This window comes from Lepagella muris, assembly GCF_004793975.1.
In the GTDB taxonomy this organism is placed as follows: Bacteria; Bacteroidota; Bacteroidia; order Bacteroidales; family Muribaculaceae; genus Lepagella; species Lepagella muris.
Map to the genome: position 1 here is coordinate 1 of NZ_SRYB01000076.1, position 1,248 is coordinate 1,248.

Annotated in this window: 2 protein-coding genes and 1 pseudogene; all 3 read left to right on the forward strand. The window is 46.6% G+C overall.

Annotation, left to right across the window (positions count from 1 at the left end):
- Nucleotides 1-95 (forward strand): annotated as a pseudogene (locus tag E5331_RS20880) (dTDP-4-dehydrorhamnose 3,5-epimerase); the annotation flags it as partial.
- Between the two features lie 186 nt (nt 96-281).
- Nucleotides 282-602, forward strand: coding sequence for a nucleotidyltransferase domain-containing protein (locus E5331_RS20060; protein WP_123482089.1), 321 nt, complete (start codon nt 282-284; stop codon nt 600-602).
- Nucleotides 599-1,009: a HEPN domain-containing protein gene (locus tag E5331_RS20065; RefSeq protein ID WP_123482090.1), complete on the forward strand. Its 411-nt coding sequence runs from the start codon at nt 599-601 to the stop codon at nt 1,007-1,009. Before E5331_RS20060 ends, E5331_RS20065 begins: the two co-directional genes overlap by 4 nt.
- Nucleotides 1,010-1,248: the final 239 nt, after the last annotated feature.

The following is a 1,248-nucleotide window of genomic DNA, read 5'->3' on the forward strand; positions in this document are numbered from 1 at the left end:
TGGGCATTGACTGGCATGTTGATCCGGCAGAGGCGATCCTGTCGGAGAAGGACACTCGGCATCCGCTGCTGAAGGATTTTGTTTCGCCCTTCTGACGGGATCCCTCGCCCATGGGCTCGGGCACGGAACTCCAGACATTTGAAGGAATGGAACCTCGGCTTCCTGAAGGGGGAGAGAAGGAGATGTGAGGCGGATTTTTATTTTTCAACAAAATATGCTATTTTTGCATTGAGATTATATAGAGGGGTTGGAAGCCTCTCGATTTTAATGATAATCATGCAATGACTAAGAGAGACAAAATATTTAATGCGATTTCTGCACTTGCCCGACAGATGTTTGGCAATGGTGGAGGACGTGTGTTTCTCTACGGTTCTCAGGCGAGGAATGATGCCGGACCAAAATCGGATTGGGATCTGCTCATCATCACGGATGATTCCGTTGAGACTGCCGATAATTACCTGTCGTTTGCATTCCCTTTTGCAGAAATAGGATGGTATCTTGATGCTCAGATCACTCCGCTGCATTTCTCTCAATCGCAATGGGATGCCCAGCGTGATACTAATTTTTATCAGAATGTGACAGCAGAAGCGATACGCCTATGAATCCTAACCAAAAGAAAATAGCAGTGGAATTGCTGATGGAGAAATCTGTCCGCAATATGGAACAGGCTGTAAGGAATGCAGAGATGGATTATTGGGATCTTGTTGCCAACCGTCTTTATTATTCAATATTCCATGCAGTGACAGCTCTGATGCTTATTGATGGTATTAAGACTTCTACACATAAGGGTGTATCGTCTCAATTCGGGCGGTATTATGTGCTTTCCGGTGAGTTTGATCGGGAAGATGGCATTTTCTATAGTCGGTTGCAAACGATGAGGGAAAAGGCTGATTACCAGAATGTGTTTGTACTTGCGCCTGAAGATGGGAATATTTTGATTTCGAAGGCACAGGATTTGTTGTCGCGGATAAATGAGCTTACAATAAGTAAACTGAATCGACTCCCTTGAGACGGGATCCCTCGCCCATGGGCTCGGGCACGGAACTCCAGACATTTGAAGGAATGGGCTACCTGGCTTCCTGAAAGGGCGTTTTTATTTGAATATTGAAATTATGAATCAGGATATTGATAAACTAAATGATAATGGCTCCTCCATTCCCCCTTCAGGGGGCAGGGGGGCTGGGATTACCATCCTTGTGACGGGCGGGAACGGGCAGCTCGGTAACTGCCTGCGGAATGCCGCCAGGG